Raw genomic sequence first — 17,246 nt, 5'->3', positions numbered from 1 at the left:
GAGAAGAGACGTGCGATATGAATAACGAGGAAACATTTTACCAGGCCATGCGGCGTCAGGGCGTTACCCGGCGCAGCTTTCTCAAATATTGCAGTCTGGCTGCCACCTCGCTGGGATTAGGCGCGGGAATGGCTCCGAAGATTGCTTGGGCGCTGGAGAATAAACCGCGCATTCCTGTGGTGTGGATCCACGGTCTTGAATGCACCTGCTGTACCGAATCTTTTATCCGCTCCGCTCACCCACTGGCGAAGGACGTCATCCTTTCCCTGATTTCCCTCGATTACGACGATACCCTGATGGCTGCCGCCGGAACCCAGGCAGAAGAAGTCTTTGAAGACATCATCACGCAATACAATGGCAAATATATCCTCGCAGTAGAAGGTAATCCACCGCTGGGCGAGCAGGGGATGTTCTGTATCAGCAGTGGTCGACCGTTTATTGAAAAACTCAAACGCGCCGCCGCCGGAGCCAGTGCGATTATCGCCTGGGGAACCTGCGCGTCCTGGGGCTGCGTGCAGGCCGCGCGGCCCAATCCAACGCAGGCCACACCAATCGACAAAGTGATCACCGACAAACCGATCATTAAAGTGCCGGGCTGCCCGCCGATCCCGGATGTGATGAGCGCCATCATTACCTACATGGTGACCTTTGATCGCTTGCCGGATGTCGACAGAATGGGGCGTCCACTGATGTTCTATGGTCAACGTATCCACGATAAATGCTATCGCCGCGCCCACTTCGACGCCGGAGAGTTCGTGCAGAGCTGGGATGATGACGCTGCCCGCAAAGGTTACTGCCTGTACAAAATGGGCTGCAAAGGGCCTACCACCTATAACGCCTGTTCCTCCACACGCTGGAATGATGGCGTTTCTTTCCCAATCCAGTCTGGTCACGGCTGCCTGGGCTGTGCGGAAAATGGTTTCTGGGATCGCGGTTCATTCTACAGCCGCGTAGTCGATATTCCACAAATGGGTACCCATTCCACCGCTGATACCGTCGGCTTAACCGCGCTTGGCGTGGTGGCTGCGGCTGTTGGTGTACATGCGGTCGCCAGCGCCGTTGATCAGCGCAGACGTCATAACCAGCAACCTACAGAAACCGAACATCAGCCAGGCAATGAGGATAAACAGGCATGAGCACTCAGTACGAAACTCAGGGATACACCATCAACAATGCCGGACGCCGCCTGGTGGTCGACCCGATTACGCGCATTGAAGGCCACATGCGCTGTGAAGTGAATATTAACGATCAGAATGTGATCACCAATGCCGTCTCCTGCGGCACCATGTTTCGCGGGCTCGAGATCATTCTGCAAGGGCGCGACCCGCGCGATGCGTGGGCGTTCGTGGAACGTATCTGCGGCGTCTGTACCGGCGTACACGCTCTGGCTTCGGTCTATGCCATCGAAGATGCTATCGGCATTAAAGTGCCGGACAACGCTAATATCATCCGCAACATTATGCTGGCGACGCTCTGGTGCCACGATCATCTGGTGCACTTTTATCAGCTTGCCGGGATGGACTGGATCGATGTGTTAGATGCGCTGAAAGCCGATCCGCGGAAAACCTCCGAACTGGCGCAAAGTCTCTCCTCATGGCCGAAATCATCACCTGGCTATTTCTTCGACGTACAAAACCGCCTGAAGAAATTCGTTGAAGGCGGCCAGTTGGGGATCTTCCGTAACGGTTACTGGGGGCACCCGCAGTACAAACTGCCGCCAGAAGCCAACTTGATGGGCTTTGCTCACTATCTTGAAGCTCTCGATTTCCAGCGTGAAATTGTCAAAATCCACGCGGTCTTTGGTGGTAAAAACCCACATCCAAACTGGATTGTTGGCGGGATGCCGTGCGCTATCAACATTGACGAAAGTGGCGCGGTCGGGGCGGTCAATATGGAGCGCCTGAATCTGGTGCAGTCGATCATTACCCGCACGGCGGATTTCATTAATAACGTGATGATCCCCGACGCTTTAGCCATCGGTCAGTTCAACAAACCGTGGAGCGAAATCGGCACTGGTCTTTCTGATAAATGTGTCCTTAGTTACGGGGCGTTCCCGGATATTGCCAACGACTTTGGCGAGAAAAGTCTGCTAATGCCTGGCGGCGCGGTGATTAACGGCGACTTCAACAATTTGCTGCCAGTGGATTTGGTTGATCCGCAGCAGGTGCAGGAGTTTGTCGATCACGCCTGGTATCGTTATCCCAACGATCAGGTCGGGCGTCATCCGTTCGATGGTATTACCGACCCGTGGTACAACCCCGGCGATGTCAAAGGCAGCGATACCAACATTCAGCAGCTGAATGAACAGGAACGCTACTCGTGGATCAAAGCGCCACGCTGGCGCGGTAACGCGATGGAAGTGGGGCCGCTGGCACGCACATTGATCGCTTATCACAAAGGCGATGCTGCGACCGTTGAGTCGGTCGATCGCATGATGTCGGCGTTGAACCTGCCGCTTTCCGGCATCCAGTCAACGTTGGGCCGCATTTTGTGCCGCGCGCACGAAGCGCAGTGGGCCGCAGGTAAGTTGCAGTATTTCTTCGACAAGCTGATGACCAACCTGAAAAACGGCAATCTTGCCACCGCCTCCACGGAAAAATGGGAACCTGCAACCTGGCCGACAGAGTGCCGTGGTGTCGGTTTTACCGAAGCGCCGCGCGGGGCGTTAGGCCACTGGGCTGCCATTCGCGATGGCAAGATAGATCTCTACCAGTGCGTGGTGCCGACCACCTGGAACGCCAGCCCGCGCGATCCCAAAGGGCAGATTGGCGCTTATGAAGCGGCGCTGATGAACACCAAAATGGCGATCCCCGAGCAACCGCTGGAGATCCTGCGTACTCTGCACAGCTTTGACCCGTGCCTCGCCTGTTCAACTCATGTGCTGGGTGACGACGGTAGCGAGCTGATCTCCGTGCAGGTGCGTTAACAGCGAAGGAGAATCATCATGCAACAGAAAAGCGACAACGTTGTCAGTCACTATGTCTTCGAAGCGCCAGTGCGGATCTGGCACTGGCTGACGGTGTTATGCATGGCGGTGTTGATGGTCACCGGTTACTTTATCGGCAAGCCGCTGCCTTCGGTCAGCGGTGAGGCGACGTATCTGTTTTATATGGGCTACATCAGGTTAATTCACTTCAGCGCCGGGATGGTTTTTACCGTGGTCTTGCTGATGCGGATCTACTGGGCTTTTGTCGGCAATCGCTACTCACGCGAGCTGTTTATCGTGCCGGTATGGCGTAAAAGCTGGTGGCAGGGCGTGTGGTATGAAATCCGCTGGTATCTGTTTCTGGCAAAACGTCCGAGTGCCGATATAGGTCATAACCCCATCGCCCAGGCGGCGATGTTCGGCTATTTCCTGATGTCGGTCTTTATGATCGTCACCGGCTTTGCGCTGTACAGCGAACACAGCCAGTACGCTATTTTTGCGCCGTTCCGTTATGTGGTGGAATTTTTCTACTGGACGGGCGGCAACTCAATGGACATTCACAGCTGGCATCGGCTGGGGATGTGGCTGATTGGCGCGTTTGTGATCGGTCATGTCTACATGGCGCTGCGTGAAGACATCATGTCCGACGACACAGTGATCTCCACCATGGTCAACGGCTACCGTAGCCACAAATTTGGCAAAATAAGTAACAAGGAGCGTTCATGAGCGAGCAACGCGTGGTGGTAATGGGGCTGGGCAATCTGCTGTGGGCCGATGAAGGCTTCGGCGTGCGGGTGGCGGAACGGTTGTATGCCCATTACCACTGGCCCGATGAAGTCGAGATTGTTGATGGCGGCACTCAGGGACTGAACTTGCTGGGGTATGTCGAAAGCGCCAGCCACTTGCTGATTCTCGACGCCATTGATTACGGGCTGGAACCCGGAACGCTACGAACGTATGCCGGAGAACGCATTCCGGCCTATCTCAGCGCGAAGAAAATGAGCCTGCACCAGAACAGTTTCTCCGAAGTACTGGCGCTGGCAGATATCCGCGGAAATCTGCCAGCACATATTGCCCTCGTCGGCCTGCAACCCGCGATGCTCGACGACTACGGCGGTAGCCTGAGCGAACTGGCTCGGGAGCAACTGCCCGCCGCGGAACAGGGGGCGCTGGCGCAACTGGCTGCGTGGGGAATTGAGCCGCAACCGGCTAATGAATCGCGCTGTCTCAATTATGACTGTCTGTCGATGGAAAACTACGAAGGCGTTCGCTTGCGCCAGTACCGGATGACGCTGGAGGAGCAGGAATGAGCAACGACACGCCATTTGATGCGTTGTGGCAACGTATGCTGGCGCGCGGCTGGACGCCGATCAGTGAATCCCGTCTTGACGACTGGCTTACGCAAGCGCCAGACGGTGTGGTGTTATTAAGCAGTGACCCGAAACGCACGCCAGAGGTTAGCGATAATCCGGTAATGATTGGCGAATTACTGCGCGAGTTTCCTGATTATACATGGCAGGTAGCGATTGCCGACCTTGAGCAAAGCGAAGCCATCGGCGATCGTTTTGGCGTATTTCGTTTTCCCGCCACACTGGTGTTTACCGGTGGTAGCTATCGCGGCGTGCTGAATGGTATTCACCCGTGGGCGGAACTGATAAACCTGATGCGCGGGCTTGTCGAACCGCAACAGGAGCGTGCCTCATGAGCGAAACTTTTTTCCATCTACTGGGACCCGGAACGCAACCGAACGATGACAGTTTTAGCATGAATCCACTGCCGATTACCTGTCAGGTGAATGATGAACCGAGTATGGCGGCCCTGGAGCAATGTGCTCATAGCCCGCAGGTGATTGCGCTATTAAACGAGTTACAACATCAACTAAGCGAACGCCAGCCGCCGCTGGGTGAGGTGCTGGCAGTCGATCTGTTCAATCTCAACGCCGACGATCGTCACTTTATCAATACGCTTCTCGGGGAAGGGGAAGTGTCAGTGCGCATTCAGCAGGCTGACGACAGTGAAAGTGAAATACAGGAGGCGATCTTCTGCGGATTATGGCGGGTACGCAGACGTCGCGATGAACAGTTGCTGGAGGACAAACTGGAGGCAGGCTGCGCGCCGCTGGCGTTGTGGCAGGCGGCAACGCAAAACGTCTTGCCGACAGACTCGTTGCTACCGCCGCCCATCGATGGCCTGATGAATGGCCTACCGCTGGCGCATGAATTACTGGCACATGTACGTAACCCCGACGCGCAGCCGCACAGCATTAATCTGACGCAATTACCCATCAGCGAGGCTGATCGGCTTTTTCTCTCACGTCTCTGTGGGCCGGGAAATATTCAGATTCGCACCATTGGCTACGGCGAGAGCTATATCAACGCGACCGGCCTGCGGCATGTCTGGCATTTACGCTGTACGGACACCTTAAAAGGCCCGTTACTTGAGAGTTATGAAATCTGCCCAATACCGGAAGTGGTGCTGGCAGCGCCAGAAGACTTGGTCGACTCTGCGCAGCGGCTTAGTGAGGTATGTCAGTGGCTGGCGGAAGGTGCATCGACGTAAAAGACGGTAAGTATCGCTTTCAGGCTTATGAATATCGCAATCGGCGAATACCTCTGGTCGTAGAGTTTCAGGATAAAGAGGGAGATCTACCATTAACGGGTTATTTTTCTCTCTTCGCCTACAGGAGTGCGCATGTGGGATGTCATTGATTTATCGCGCTGGCAGTTTGCTCTGACCGCGCTGTATCACTTTTTATTTGTACCCCTTACCCTGGGGCTGATTTTTTTGCTGGCTATCATGGAAACCATTTACGTGGTCACCGGCAAAACAATCTACCGCGATATGACGCGCTTCTGGGGTAAGCTCTTCGGTATCAACTTTGCTCTTGGCGTGGCTACCGGCCTGACGATGGAGTTTCAGTTTGGTACTAACTGGTCATTCTATTCCAACTATGTGGGCGATATTTTTGGCGCACCGCTGGCGATGGAAGCATTAATGGCCTTCTTCCTCGAATCCACCTTTGTCGGGCTGTTCTTCTTCGGCTGGCAACGGCTGAATAAATACCAGCACCTGCTGGTGACGTGGCTGGTGGCGTTCGGTTCAAATCTCTCTGCGTTGTGGATATTGAATGCCAACGGTTGGATGCAATACCCGACCGGTGCGCATTTTGATATCGACACCCTTCGTATGGAAATGACCAGCTTCAGCGAGCTGGTCTTTAACCCGGTCAGCCAGGTGAAATTTGTGCACACCGTAATGGCGGGCTACGTGACCGGGGCCATGTTTATTATGGCGATCAGCGCCTGGTATTTACTGCGCGGACGGGAGCGCGATGTTGCATTACGCTCGTTTGCCATCGGTTCCGTCTTCGGTACTCTGGCGATTATCGGTACGCTGCAACTCGGAGACAGTTCTGCGTATGAAGTCGCGCAAGTACAACCGGTAAAACTGGCGGCAATGGAAGGGGAGTGGCAAACGGAACCTGCACCTGCACCGTTCCATGTAGTTGCCTGGCCGGAACAGGATCAAGAGCGTAACGCCTTTGCCATCAAAATTCCTGCGCTGCTAGGGATCCTCGCCACTCACTCATTAGATAAACCCGTGCCGGGTCTGAAGAATTTGATGGCTGAAACCTACCCACGCTTGCAACGCGGACGTATGGCCTGGCTGTTAATGCAGGAAATATCGCAAGGCAATCGTGAGCCGCATGTGTTGCAGGCATTCCGGGAGCTGGAAGGCGACCTTGGTTACGGCATGTTGCTCTCCCGCTATGCGCCGGATATGAACCATGTCACAGCTGCACAGTACCAGGCGGCGATGCGTGGCGCGATACCTCAGGTTGCGCCGGTATTCTGGAGTTTCCGCATCATGGTGGGCTGTGGTTCTCTGCTGCTACTGGTGATGCTGATTGCGCTTGTCCAGACGCTGCGTGGCAAAATCGACCAGCATCGCTGGGTACTGAAAATGGCGCTCTGGAGTTTGCCGCTGCCGTGGATTGCGATTGAAGCCGGGTGGTTTATGACCGAGTTTGGTCGTCAGCCGTGGGCGATACAGGACATCTTACCGACATACTCCGCGCACTCCGCTTTAACCACAGGACAACTTGCTTTCTCACTGATCATGATCGTAGGGCTTTACACCCTGTTCTTAATCGCCGAAGTCTACCTGATGCAGAAATATGCCCGTCTGGGGCCGAGCGCGATGCAGAGTGAACAACCGACGCAGCAACAGGGGTAAAGGAGAAAATCATGTTTGATTATGAAACATTGCGCTTCATCTGGTGGCTGCTGATTGGCGTGATCCTGGTGGTCTTTATGATCTCCGATGGATTTGACATGGGGATCGGCTGTCTGCTGCCGCTGGTGGCGCGTAATGATGATGAACGCCGGATAGTGATAAACAGCGTTGGCGCGCACTGGGAAGGCAATCAGGTCTGGTTAATCCTCGCAGGAGGGGCATTATTTGCCGCCTGGCCCAGAGTGTATGCAGCGGCGTTTTCCGGCTTTTATGTGGCGATGATTCTGGTGCTGTGCTCGCTGTTCTTCCGCCCGCTGGCCTTTGATTATCGCGGAAAAATCGCCGATGCACGCTGGCGTAAAATGTGGGATGCCGGACTGGTCATCGGCAGTCTGGTGCCGCCGGTAGTCTTCGGTATCGCCTTCGGCAACTTGTTGCTCGGCGTGCCATTTGCCTTCACACCGCAATTACGCGTGGAGTATCTCGGCAGCTTCTGGCAACTGCTGACGCCATTCCCTTTATTGTGCGGATTGCTCAGCCTTGGGATGGTGATTTTGCAAGGTGGCGTCTGGTTGCAACTGAAAACTGTTGGTGTGATTCATCTGCGTTCACAGCTGGCGACTAAACGCGCTGCACTACTGGTGATGCTGTGCTTTTTGCTGGCGGGTTACTGGCTGTGGGTCGGTATTGATGGCTTTGTACTGCTCGCGCAGGATGCTAACGGTCCTTCCAATCCGTTAATGAAACTGGTGGCAGTGCTACCTGGTGCCTGGATGAATAATTTCGTCGAATCGCCCGTTCTGTGGATCTTCCCGCTGCTGGGGTTCTTCTGCCCATTGCTGACGGTGATGGCGATTTATCGTGGTCGCCCGGGGTGGGGATTTTTGATGGCATCATTGATGCAATTTGGCGTGATTTTCACGGCAGGCATCACGCTGTTCCCCTTTGTCATGCCGTCAAGCGTGAGTCCAATCTCCAGCCTGACGTTGTGGGACAGCACTTCCAGTCAGCTGACGCTGAGCATTATGTTGGTAATCGTGCTGATATTTTTGCCTATTGTGTTGCTCTACACTCTCTGGAGCTACTACAAAATGTGGGGACGCATGACGACAGAAACTCTCCGCCGTAACGAAAACGAGCTGTACTAAGGAGCAGGAACAATGTGGTATTTACTTTGGTTCGTCGGCATTTTGTTGATGTGTTCGCTCTCCACCCTTGTGTTGGTATGGCTGGACCCGCGTCTGAAAAGTTAACGAACGTAAGCCTGATGAGGCGTATTAGCGTCGCATCAGGCAATCAATAATGTCGGATATGAAAAGCGGAAACATATCGATGAAAGCGATCTTGATCCCATTCTTATCTCTTCTGATTCCGTTCACCCCGCAATCTGCATTCGCTCAGAGTGAGCCGGAGCTGAAGCTGGAAAGTGTGGTGATTGTCAGTCGTCATGGTGTGCGTGCCCCAACCAAGGCCACGCAACTGATGCAGGATGTCACCCCAGACGCATGGCCAACATGGCCGGTAAAACTGGGGTGGCTGACACCGCGCGGTGGTGAGCTAATCGCTTATCTCGGACATTACCAACGCCAGCGTCTGGTGGCTGACGGATTGCTGGCGAAAAAGGGCTGCCCGCAGCCTGGTCAGGTCGCGATTATTGCTGATGTCGACGAGCGTACCCGTAAAACAGGCGAAGCCTTCGCCGCCGGGCTGGCACCTGACTGTGCAATAACCGTACATACCCAGGCAGATACGTCCAGTCCCGATCCGTTATTTAATCCTCTAAAAACTGGCATTTGCCAACTGGATAACGCGAACGTGACTGACGCGATCCTCAGCAGGGCAGGAGGGTCAATTGCTGACTTTACCGGGCATCGGCAAACGGCGTTTCGCGAACTGGAACAGGTGCTTAATTTCCCACAATCAAACTTGTGCCTTAACCGTGAGAAACAGGACGAAAGCTGTTCATTAACGCAGGTATTACCATCGGAACTCAAGGTGAGCGCCGACAATGTCTCATTAACCGGTGCGGTAAGCTTGGCGTCAATGCTGACGGAGATATTTCTCCTGCAACAAGCACAGGGAATGCCGGAGCCGGGGTGGGGAAGGATCACCGATTCACACCAGTGGAACACCTTGCTAAGCCTGCATAACGCGCAGTTTTATTTGCTACAACGCACGCCAGAGGTTGCCCGCAGTCGCGCCACCCCGTTATTAGATTTGATCACTACGGCGTTGACGCCACATCCTCAGCAAAAGCAGGTGTATGGCGTGACATTGCCCACTTCAGTGTTGTTTATCGCCGGACACGATACTAATCTGGCGAATCTCGGCGGCGCACTGGAGCTCAACTGGACGCTTCCAGGTCAGCCGGATAACACGCCGCCAGGTGGTGAACTGGTGTTTGAACGCTGGCGTAGGCTAAGTGATAACAGCCATTGGATTCAGGTTTCGCTGGTCTTCCAGACTTTACAGCAGATGCGTGATAAAACGCCGCTATCATTAAATACGCCGCCCGGAGAGGTGAAACTGACCTTGGGAGGATGTGAAGAGCGAAACGCGCAGGGCATGTGTTCGTTGGCCGGTTTTACGCAAATCGTGAATGAAGCACGCATACCGGCGTGCAGTTTGTAATGCATAAAAAAAGAGCATTCAGTTACCTGAATGCTCTGAAGCTGATGACAAACGAAGAACTGTCTGATGCGTAGGCCGGAAAAGGCGTTCACGCCGCATCCGGCCACCTTACCTTCAGTTTTACTCTTTCTCGGAGTAACTATAACCGTAATAGTTATAGCCATAACTGTAAGCGGTGCTGGCGCGTTTAATCACACCATTGAGGATTGCGCCTTTAATATTAACGCCAGCCTGTTCCAGACGCTGCATTGACAAGCTCACCTCTTTGGCGGTGTTCAAGCCAAAACGCGCAACCAGCAGGCTGGTGCCGACAGAGCGCCCCACGACCGCAGCATCGCTCACCGCCAGCATCGGCGGCGTATCGACAATCACCAGATCGTAATGGTCGTTCGCCCATTCCAGTAATTGACGCATCCGATCGCGCATCAGCAGTTCAGACGGGTTAGGTGGCACCTGACCGCGAGTAATCACATCAAAGCCTCCTTTGCCAAAATGCTGGATCACTTTGTTGAGCTCATCTTTCCCTGCCAGATATTCCGACAAGCCATGTTCATTACTCACGGTAAACAGGTTATGCGAATAACCACGACGTAAGTCGGCATCAATAAATAACACTTTTTGATCGGACTGGGCGATCACCGCCGCCAGAGTTGAACTGACGAACGTTTTACCACTGTCTGGCGTCGCACCGGTGATCATCAGAATGTTATTCTCTGTCTCCATCATAGCGAAGTGCAGACTGGTTCGTAGCGCACGTACAGCTTCCACAGCAGAATCCGCCGGGTTATCCACCGCCAGGAAGGGGATATTTTTAGTACGATGGCGCTGCTGATTAGAAAATAAATTTTTCTTACGCAGACGGGTACGCTTATCCAGCCACTCGGACATCGGGATAGTGGCATAAACGCTGATGCCGTGCTCTTCCAGTTGTTCCGGGGCTTCTACACCACGACGCAACATCGCACGCGCCAGCACGGCACCCACCGAAATAAACAGGCCAAGAATAAAACCAAGCACCACATTCAACGCTTTTTTCGGTTTCACTGGCTGCGGCTGAGTGACTGCCGGGTCGATAATCCGCACGTTACCAATCGCACTGGATTTCGAAATACTCAACTCCTGCTGGCGGTTAAGTAATTGCAGATATACCGCACGACCCGCTTCTACGTCACGGCTTAAACGTAGCACTTCCTGTTGGGTGGAAGGCATTGCCGATACCCGCTTATTCAGGCGCTTGCGTTCTTGCTCCAGCGTCTGGCGTTTTTCCAGCAGCGCACGATAAGTTGGGTGATCTTTCTTATACAGCTGGGAGATCTCGGCCTCGCGGAAGGTCAGCTCATTGAGTTGATTATCAACGTTAACAATCTGCTCAAGAACGGCTTTGGCTTCCAGGTTAAGGTCAACCGAATCGCGCTGCTGGCGATAAACGTTGAGTTTTTCTTCCGCCTGGTCCAGCTCGCTGCGCACTTCTGGCAACTGGCGCTGTAAGAATTCAAGGCTTTGTGAATCCTGCGCCGCCTGGCGAGCGATATTCTGTTGCAAATAGTTGTTAGCGATGCTGTTCAGAATACGAGTAATCAACTGGGGATCATCACCGGTCATGGTAAGTTCCAGCATCCCGCTTTCTTTACTGCGTTCGCTAACGGTAAAGGTTTCCTGCAACGCGTTAATCGCTTCCAGTTCGGTACGCTGGCTCAGGACAAACTGCGTTCCTGGTTTGGCCTTAATGTCCGCGATAGTCAGCGCAACGCCGTCTTTTTCCAGACGCTGGCCGACCATACCATTGACGGTGAACCCTTCACCTTCCAGCGTATAGTGGCCGTTTTCCCCAACTGTGAGTGTAAGTTGCTGATCCTGACCATTCAGTTGTGGGATGTGCATCCAGCTGATCGCCAGCTCACCTGGTTTCTCTTTGGTTAATCTCGCCCAGCCGCGACCCACAATCGGAAAATACTTTTGCTCAACTATGTCGCGCAGATTCAGTTCAGCAATGGTTTTACCGAGAATCATGCGCGATTGCAGCAGTTGGATCTCCGGTGCTGACTCGGGCGATGAGTTAGGGATCATATCGCTCAGGCCGCTGAGAATGGCGTTGCCCTGTTTCTGCTCAACCTGGACCAGCGTATCTGCCTGATAAATTGGCGTGCTTAACAGCGAGTAAGCGACAGCGATCAGCGTGAACAACGCGGTTACGCTGATAATAAACTTACGGTGATCCCATAACTCGCCGACCAGACGAAGCAGATCGATCTCATTTTCCTGAGTGCTGCCTGGTGGCGTATTCATATTTTTAGTTGTCATCGTATTTTATAAACTCAAATTACCGGCTGAGGCGCTTCGCCCATTCCTGACTGGCGCGCTCCAACATACCGTAGACATGTTCAAATGCGTCCTGACTTTTACGATAGGGATCCGGGATCTCTTTCTGTTCCAGCCATTGCCCAAACAGCATTGTCTTCCCGCGGACCTCGGGAGCGATTGCGGTAACCTGAGCAATATGTTCCGACTCCATTGCCAGAATCAGATCGTAATTTCGTGCCATCTCAGCAGTGAGCTTACGTCCGGCATGTCCTTCAAGAGATACGCCATGATTTGCGGCAACATCTGCTGCTGTCGCATCTGCAGGGTGTTTTACCAGACCATGAACACCTGCCGATTTGACTTTTACGCCTGGCAGACGTTTACGCAGCAAGCGCTCGCCAATGGGCGAACGGCAAATGTTGCCGGTACAAACCACCAGGATTGAGTTAAATTTTAGTTGGGCCATGTTTGAATCCACCGTGAAGTCTCTGTCAGGTCATGCACCCCGGAAATCGTCGGTACCAGCAGAGAAATCACACGGTTCCAACGAGCCAGCGGCGCGGTAGTGACATAAACAATGTCGTAAGGTTCAAGCTGGAATTCCGTTCCGAGTATCATTGCCGATGCGTCCTTCGCATTCAGCTGATAAATATTGGCGATTTTGCCATTCTGCTTGTTTTGCGTTGCACGAATAACAAAAATCCCCGTCGCATCAGCGACATCCTGATTCATACCCTCAGCGTTACCCAGTGCTTCCGCCAGGGTCATACCGCTGCGGTCCATTTTCAACGTGCTCTGTTTACCCACTTCACCCATCACGAAGACTTTCAGATCATCGTTGCGCGGAATAAATAAAATATCGCCCGGGTGCAGCAGTTTGTTCTGGCGCAAGTCGCCACGCTGCATCAGCGCATAGAGGTTCACTTTGGTCTTTACGCCATTCTGGGTGAGCACCACGTTGCGCCAGTCTGCATCTGCGGTCAGACCGCCCGCGGCGTTAATCGCATCCATGATGGTCAGAGGAATATTGGTAATCGGCTGCTGACCCGATTTGCTGACTTCGCCGGTGACGTACGCTTTTTGCGATCGGAACGCCGCGACGCTGACATCGACTTGCGGGCTTTCAATGACTGAGTCCAGACGCGCTGTAATCTCGTTGCGTACTTGGGTAAGCGTTTTCCCGGCCACTTTCAGGCGACCAATATAAGGGTAGAAAATTGCACCATCAGCGTTAACCCAGTTGCCAGTATCACTGGCGCTACGATATTGCCCTGCGGGTGTGGTTAGTTCCGGGTGATCCCAGACCGTCACCATCAACACATCACCAATGCCGATACGATATTCATAGTTCGCGATTTGCTGCTCCAGCTCCGGGTTAGCCTGCGACATAATCGGTTTGGCGCGCAGCTGATCAATCAATCCTGGCGTGACGGGATAGATATTGACCATTTTGTCCAGGTCATACTGATTGTCAGGTAGTTCAATGACATCCTTGTTACTGGTCGATAAATTCTGACCAGGAACAAGGGTACATGCTGTCAAAGACAGAACAGCCAATGTCAGTACCGAAAACTTAAAAATGTTCTTTTTCATTGGTTTATATTTATCAGTCATTGTAATGTTATGAATTACGTCAGGTTATTGTCCAACCGGTACTTCTCGCTCTGCCGTCATTGGATAGAGCTGGTATTTGCGTGACAGCATTTGTCCACCATCACGCGTCAATGGTGTCCACGAAACCACCGCGCGGTTGCGGTTAGGTCCAATGGTCATCAAGTCGAACGGAATCGAGATATAAAAACCTTTACTAAAGCCGCCTTCGCCGTAGTCATCTTTAGATACGTTACTGATTGCCGCCCATACCCCTACCGCCACGCCGCTGTCAAAGCGTTTGGCGACGTCGATCGTTGCGCCTTTATCTTTTGCCAGATATTGCCCAACGCTAAGTTTCATCAGTACGCCGTTGAGCGTCGGCGGGTTCCAGTAAGCCGTCACGAAACCTGTTGGCGTGGAATAATCGGTGAAACGCATCATGTTGTCCCAGTCACGCTGCTTCACGTAGTTAACGTCCACACCCAGCGCCCAGCTGGCGTCTAGCGGGCGATAAAGCAGCTCGGAACCGACACCGGCGTACATCGTTTCCAGATAACCGCCATACACCTGGCCATAGAAACCATTGCCTAAGTCGGCAAAGTAGTTCGCCTGCAAGTTGTTGAGATAAACGTCATTGCGAACGTAATCACGGATATGCGTGCGCACGCGGGGCAGGGTAGAGTCCGCGGGTAATAGTGAAGACTTAAACTTGTCGTAGTTATTGTAAATATTGGTGAAAATACCGCCATCAAGCAGCAGGTGGTCGGTAAACCAGTAGCGGGCGCTGGACATCAGCCCTAGCTGGAACATATAGAAATCTTCCGGGCCGCCCAGCGACTGTGAAAGTGTTGGGTTGAAAGAGTAGCTAAAGCGATCTTCACGAATACGGTAGCCCCGACCAAAGGCAGAAAGATCTTCAGCTTCAACACGTTGTTGTTGCAGTGGCTCTGATTGACCAGGCGCTGTACCGGCCAGCTGTTTGCGCAGGCTGGCTACGTCGGTTTCGGTCGTCACCATCGCCATATGCTCGCGCTTTTGCGTCACGCTAATCTTCTCAACGCCTTGCGGCAGGTTATTCACCAGAATCCGGTTGGCACGATCGACCGCTTCACGAGAGTCACGGTATTTGTATTGCTGACCAGACATATATAGCGTCTTATCGCGCAGCTGAATTTCTGGCGCGTCAAAGCCCGCGTTATACTTCAACGCGGTAAGTTGGTTCGCTACTGTGGTGTACTGCAATCCTTCAGATTCCGGCGCAGGTTGATATGCCAGTTTTGGCGTATCGCGCAGGGCAGGGCGCAGATCGTTGAAATTGGTCCGTAACGTGAAGCCAAACATCAACGTGTTACCGCGTTCATAACTCAGGTTGAGATCTGCCCAGCTGGCAGCACGATACACAGCACCGAAATTGAAATGGCTTGCCTGAGGCAGTTTGCCAGCGAAATCATTCTGGTAATTGTTGCCGTCGTATTCGAGTTTCAGACGCAGGGGATTCCACGGCGTTTGATACTCAATGCCGCCAAAGATGGACGCCGGGCCACGAAAGATATCGCTAAAGCTGATATCGCCCGCATCGTGAGACTCTGCACGATGACAATATTTATCGCTCACCCGGCAAAACGGGTTGGTAATATTGCCCGCATTACCGGCGTAGCCCCATGCCATCCCGAGGGTGAAATCAAATGGCCCCGCTTGCTTGCTGGCCACCAAATATTCACCGTCAAACAGACCCGTACCAGCAATATCACGTTTACCAAACGCCACTTGCGGTAGCCAGTAACCTTCTTCCCACAGGCGAAGTTTAAAATCGAAAGATTTGTCTTTGTATGACTGATCGCCGCTGAAATCTTCCCACTGGCTATATTTGCGTGTGCGCACATCCGTATAACGAATGGTGCCTTCCAGCCATGGGAACAGCGCCACGGACGTGGAGTAGAAACGGTATTGATCGTTATCCCGGTAGTTGACGCTGAATTCACCTTCCGGTGCGATGCGCGCATTTGGCATCTGCAACAATCCTGTGCCGCCAAAGTCTGATTGCGACGACCCCAGCGGATCCGGGTAGGTTAATACTTCAGCATGACAGGCACTGGAGACGGCAATGGCCAGGCAGCTTAAAAGATAAGAGTTCTTCTTCATCAGTCAGGAACACGTTGCGTTAAAACAGACACAATCTGGTCATTTAAATCAGCATATTTTTCGGGCAGTACATGCGCAGAAAAGCCCAACCAAAGCTGGCTGCCAGGCGGTGGTTCCACATGTCTTTTATTCCACAGGGCAACAGGGGCGACGACAGTCTCACCCTCAGGCGTAATCACCATAACGTTATTCTTGTCCGCGCCTGCAAGGCGGGGGTGATCTTGCAGATAATCGGTAACGCTACGGCCTGCCTGCCAGGGCAATTGCCCAGCCCCAGTAACCGCACCCAGCAGAGTAATAGTCACTGGGCGCTGTACGGTATAGAGCGTATAGTCCCCGACCAGCGGGGGATTGCTGTTCTCATCCACTCGTACAAAATCAGGGTCCAGTTTGACCGGTAAGCGACCAGTGATATTGAGATTGAGTAACTGCTGGCGCACGGATTTAATCGTTGCCGCCACATCGTCGTCAGCTTCTGCTTCCCAGGAAGCAAGCTGTGCCATGACATGTTGGTAGTCTTTAAGCGCTTTAGCTTTCGCCGCGGAGTCGGTCAGCAAGACTCCAGGCCACCAGAGGCGATCGCGCAGTTGCGGTTGTGTCACCAACTGGACAACATTCTCCACGGGGCCAACGGAAAGGGGCTGTTGTTCGCCAGGCAGATAAATAGTCACCGTTCCTTGCGCAAAGGCATGGGGTGTCATTACGTAAAGTACGCTGGCAATGAAATACGACTGTAATTTATTCATGGTGCGGGTTTAAGAAACGTCATTTCTACGGGAATAACCCCTGCGCCTAACATTTGCCGACTTTGACGAACCTGGCCAGTAGCCGAATCGACCCAGAATGTGTTTTGCCACTGTTTTTCTGGCAGCGTGGAAGTCACCTCTTCCTGCCAGACATTACACAGCACATCGCGACCCGCAATATTCAGCGTCTCTAATCCAGCAAAGGAAAAAGTGGAACTCAGGGTCGCAGAGCGAAAATGATTGTCTTCACTCCAGAGAATATCGCGCGTCCAGCGGCTGCCGTCTTTTATTGCCAGCGCGTTACGCAGAGGGTCCTGCCCGGAATTTGTCACTTCCAGCAGATTATTATTAAGTTTGACGGTTTTTAAAAGACGTCCATTGTGGGTAACCAGCATGGCGTTATCCTGGGATAACCATTTGCTTTGTTCTTGTTCTATATATCCCAGTACCACAAAGATTTGTTGCCCTTCATTAAGGCGTAAATACATCGTGGAATAAGGCAACGCCTGGATCTGCTGATCCGCTACGGTGATATCCTGATTATCGAAAAGGCTGGCGCGAAATGTATCGACCATACTTTGCTGGCTGTGTGTACATCCCGCAAGAAATAGTGCGAAAATCGATAAAATAAGAGGGCGCACCTTTAATCCTTGAAAGGTTAATTAAAAAAA

The 17,246-nt window shown here is 52.9% G+C and carries 16 protein-coding genes; 10 read left to right on the top strand and 6 right to left on the bottom strand.

Annotation, left to right across the window (positions count from 1 at the left end; translation table 11 throughout):
- The first annotated feature begins 17 nt into the window (after positions 1–17).
- The 10 genes from hyaA (at position 18) to appA (ending at position 9,793) form a co-directional block, all read left to right on the top strand.
- Entirely contained in the window at positions 18–1,136 is a 1,119-nt protein-coding gene (gene hyaA, locus AACU19_RS08225; RefSeq protein WP_001058323.1) for a hydrogenase 1 small subunit, read from the top strand.
- Positions 1,133–2,926 carry a Ni/Fe-hydrogenase large subunit gene (gene hyaB, locus AACU19_RS08220; protein ID WP_105278078.1) on the top strand — a complete coding sequence of 598 codons (1,794 nt, stop codon included), beginning with the start codon at positions 1,133–1,135 and terminating at the stop codon, positions 2,924–2,926. Before hyaA ends, hyaB begins: the two co-directional genes overlap by 4 nt.
- 18 nt (positions 2,927–2,944) lie before the next feature.
- Positions 2,945–3,652: a Ni/Fe-hydrogenase b-type cytochrome subunit gene (gene hyaC, locus AACU19_RS08215; protein ID WP_001186429.1), complete on the top strand. Its 708-nt coding sequence runs from the start codon at positions 2,945–2,947 to the stop codon at positions 3,650–3,652.
- Positions 3,649–4,236, top strand: a complete 588-nt coding sequence (hyaD, locus tag AACU19_RS08210) for a hydrogenase 1 maturation protease (RefSeq protein WP_000003634.1) — start codon at positions 3,649–3,651, stop codon at positions 4,234–4,236. The genes hyaC and hyaD overlap by 4 nt, the downstream gene beginning before the upstream one ends.
- Entirely contained in the window at positions 4,233–4,631 is a 399-nt protein-coding gene (hyaE, locus tag AACU19_RS08205; RefSeq protein ID WP_000063963.1) for a hydrogenase-1 operon protein HyaE, read from the top strand. Before hyaD ends, hyaE begins: the two co-directional genes overlap by 4 nt.
- A complete protein-coding gene (locus AACU19_RS08200; protein ID WP_105278077.1) occupies positions 4,628–5,485 on the top strand; it encodes a hydrogenase expression/formation protein in 858 nt (285 codons plus the stop codon). Before hyaE ends, AACU19_RS08200 begins: the two co-directional genes overlap by 4 nt.
- A gap of 132 nt (positions 5,486–5,617) precedes the next feature.
- Complete coding sequence (appC, locus tag AACU19_RS08195; RefSeq protein ID WP_000263563.1) at positions 5,618–7,162, top strand: cytochrome bd-II oxidase subunit 1; 1,545 nt, start codon at positions 5,618–5,620, stop codon at positions 7,160–7,162.
- 11 nt (positions 7,163–7,173) lie between these two features.
- Positions 7,174–8,310 carry a cytochrome d ubiquinol oxidase subunit II gene (appB, locus tag AACU19_RS08190; protein WP_000460803.1) on the top strand — a complete coding sequence of 379 codons (1,137 nt, stop codon included), beginning with the start codon at positions 7,174–7,176 and terminating at the stop codon, positions 8,308–8,310.
- A gap of 12 nt (positions 8,311–8,322) precedes the next feature.
- Positions 8,323–8,415 carry a cytochrome bd-II oxidase subunit CbdX gene (cbdX, locus tag AACU19_RS08185; protein WP_000270305.1) on the top strand — a complete coding sequence of 31 codons (93 nt, stop codon included), beginning with the start codon at positions 8,323–8,325 and terminating at the stop codon, positions 8,413–8,415.
- A 79-nt stretch (positions 8,416–8,494) separates the two neighbouring features.
- Positions 8,495–9,793: a bifunctional acid phosphatase/4-phytase gene (appA, locus tag AACU19_RS08180; RefSeq protein ID WP_105278271.1), complete on the top strand. Its 1,299-nt coding sequence runs from the start codon at positions 8,495–8,497 to the stop codon at positions 9,791–9,793.
- Between the two features lie 120 nt (positions 9,794–9,913).
- On the opposite strand, the gene etk is transcribed toward appA, so the two are convergent.
- From etk to gfcB, 6 genes are read right to left on the bottom strand one after another with little or no spacing between them, the layout of a single operon-like run.
- Positions 9,914–12,094 carry a tyrosine-protein kinase gene (gene etk, locus AACU19_RS08175; RefSeq protein WP_000208659.1) on the bottom strand — a complete coding sequence of 727 codons (2,181 nt, stop codon included), beginning with the start codon at positions 12,092–12,094 and terminating at the stop codon, positions 9,914–9,916.
- 19 nt (positions 12,095–12,113) lie between these two features.
- Entirely contained in the window at positions 12,114–12,560 is a 447-nt protein-coding gene (gene etp, locus AACU19_RS08170) for a protein-tyrosine-phosphatase Etp (RefSeq protein ID WP_000057871.1), read from the bottom strand.
- Complete coding sequence (locus AACU19_RS08165) at positions 12,548–13,687, bottom strand: polysaccharide export protein (protein WP_001295357.1); 1,140 nt, start codon at positions 13,685–13,687, stop codon at positions 12,548–12,550. The genes etp and AACU19_RS08165 overlap by 13 nt, the downstream gene beginning before the upstream one ends.
- A 45-nt stretch (positions 13,688–13,732) precedes the next feature.
- Positions 13,733–15,829, bottom strand: a complete 2,097-nt coding sequence (locus tag AACU19_RS08160) for a YjbH domain-containing protein (RefSeq protein WP_105278076.1) — start codon at positions 15,827–15,829, stop codon at positions 13,733–13,735.
- The gene (locus AACU19_RS08155; protein WP_105278075.1) at positions 15,829–16,575 is read right to left on the bottom strand and encodes a capsule biosynthesis GfcC family protein; all 747 of its coding nucleotides are present in this window, start codon (positions 16,573–16,575) and stop codon (positions 15,829–15,831) included. Before AACU19_RS08155 ends, AACU19_RS08160 begins: the two co-directional genes overlap by 1 nt.
- Entirely contained in the window at positions 16,572–17,216 is a 645-nt protein-coding gene (gfcB, locus tag AACU19_RS08150) for a lipoprotein GfcB (RefSeq protein WP_105278074.1), read from the bottom strand. The genes AACU19_RS08155 and gfcB overlap by 4 nt, the downstream gene beginning before the upstream one ends.
- Positions 17,217–17,246: the final 30 nt, after the last annotated feature.

Source organism: Escherichia sp. MOD1-EC4550 (genome assembly GCF_963876935.1).
Lineage (GTDB): Bacteria > Pseudomonadota > Gammaproteobacteria > Enterobacterales > Enterobacteriaceae > Escherichia > Escherichia coli_F.
This window is presented reverse-complemented; position numbering and strand designations above follow the sequence as displayed.

What these genes read in the sequence shown, in the direction of transcription:
- hyaA (WP_001058323.1), top strand. Translation starts at nt 18, where the DNA reads ATGAATAACGAGGAAACATTTTACCAGGCCATGCGGCGTCAGGGCGTT.
- hyaB (WP_105278078.1), top strand. Translation starts at nt 1,133, where the DNA reads ATGAGCACTCAGTACGAAACTCAGGGATACACCATCAACAATGCCGGA.
- hyaC (WP_001186429.1), top strand. Translation starts at nt 2,945, where the DNA reads ATGCAACAGAAAAGCGACAACGTTGTCAGTCACTATGTCTTCGAAGCG.
- hyaD (WP_000003634.1), top strand. Translation starts at nt 3,649, where the DNA reads ATGAGCGAGCAACGCGTGGTGGTAATGGGGCTGGGCAATCTGCTGTGG.
- hyaE (WP_000063963.1), top strand. Translation starts at nt 4,233, where the DNA reads ATGAGCAACGACACGCCATTTGATGCGTTGTGGCAACGTATGCTGGCG.
- AACU19_RS08200 (WP_105278077.1), top strand. Translation starts at nt 4,628, where the DNA reads ATGAGCGAAACTTTTTTCCATCTACTGGGACCCGGAACGCAACCGAAC.
- appC (WP_000263563.1), top strand. Translation starts at nt 5,618, where the DNA reads ATGTGGGATGTCATTGATTTATCGCGCTGGCAGTTTGCTCTGACCGCG.
- appB (WP_000460803.1), top strand. Translation starts at nt 7,174, where the DNA reads ATGTTTGATTATGAAACATTGCGCTTCATCTGGTGGCTGCTGATTGGC.
- cbdX (WP_000270305.1), top strand. Translation starts at nt 8,323, where the DNA reads ATGTGGTATTTACTTTGGTTCGTCGGCATTTTGTTGATGTGTTCGCTC.
- appA (WP_105278271.1), top strand. Translation starts at nt 8,495, where the DNA reads ATGAAAGCGATCTTGATCCCATTCTTATCTCTTCTGATTCCGTTCACC.
- etk (WP_000208659.1), bottom strand. Translation starts at nt 12,094, where the DNA reads ATGACAACTAAAAATATGAATACGCCACCAGGCAGCACTCAGGAAAAT.
- etp (WP_000057871.1), bottom strand. Translation starts at nt 12,560, where the DNA reads ATGGCCCAACTAAAATTTAACTCAATCCTGGTGGTTTGTACCGGCAAC.
- AACU19_RS08165 (WP_001295357.1), bottom strand. Translation starts at nt 13,687, where the DNA reads ATGAAAAAGAACATTTTTAAGTTTTCGGTACTGACATTGGCTGTTCTG.
- AACU19_RS08160 (WP_105278076.1), bottom strand. Translation starts at nt 15,829, where the DNA reads ATGAAGAAGAACTCTTATCTTTTAAGCTGCCTGGCCATTGCCGTCTCC.
- AACU19_RS08155 (WP_105278075.1), bottom strand. Translation starts at nt 16,575, where the DNA reads ATGAATAAATTACAGTCGTATTTCATTGCCAGCGTACTTTACGTAATG.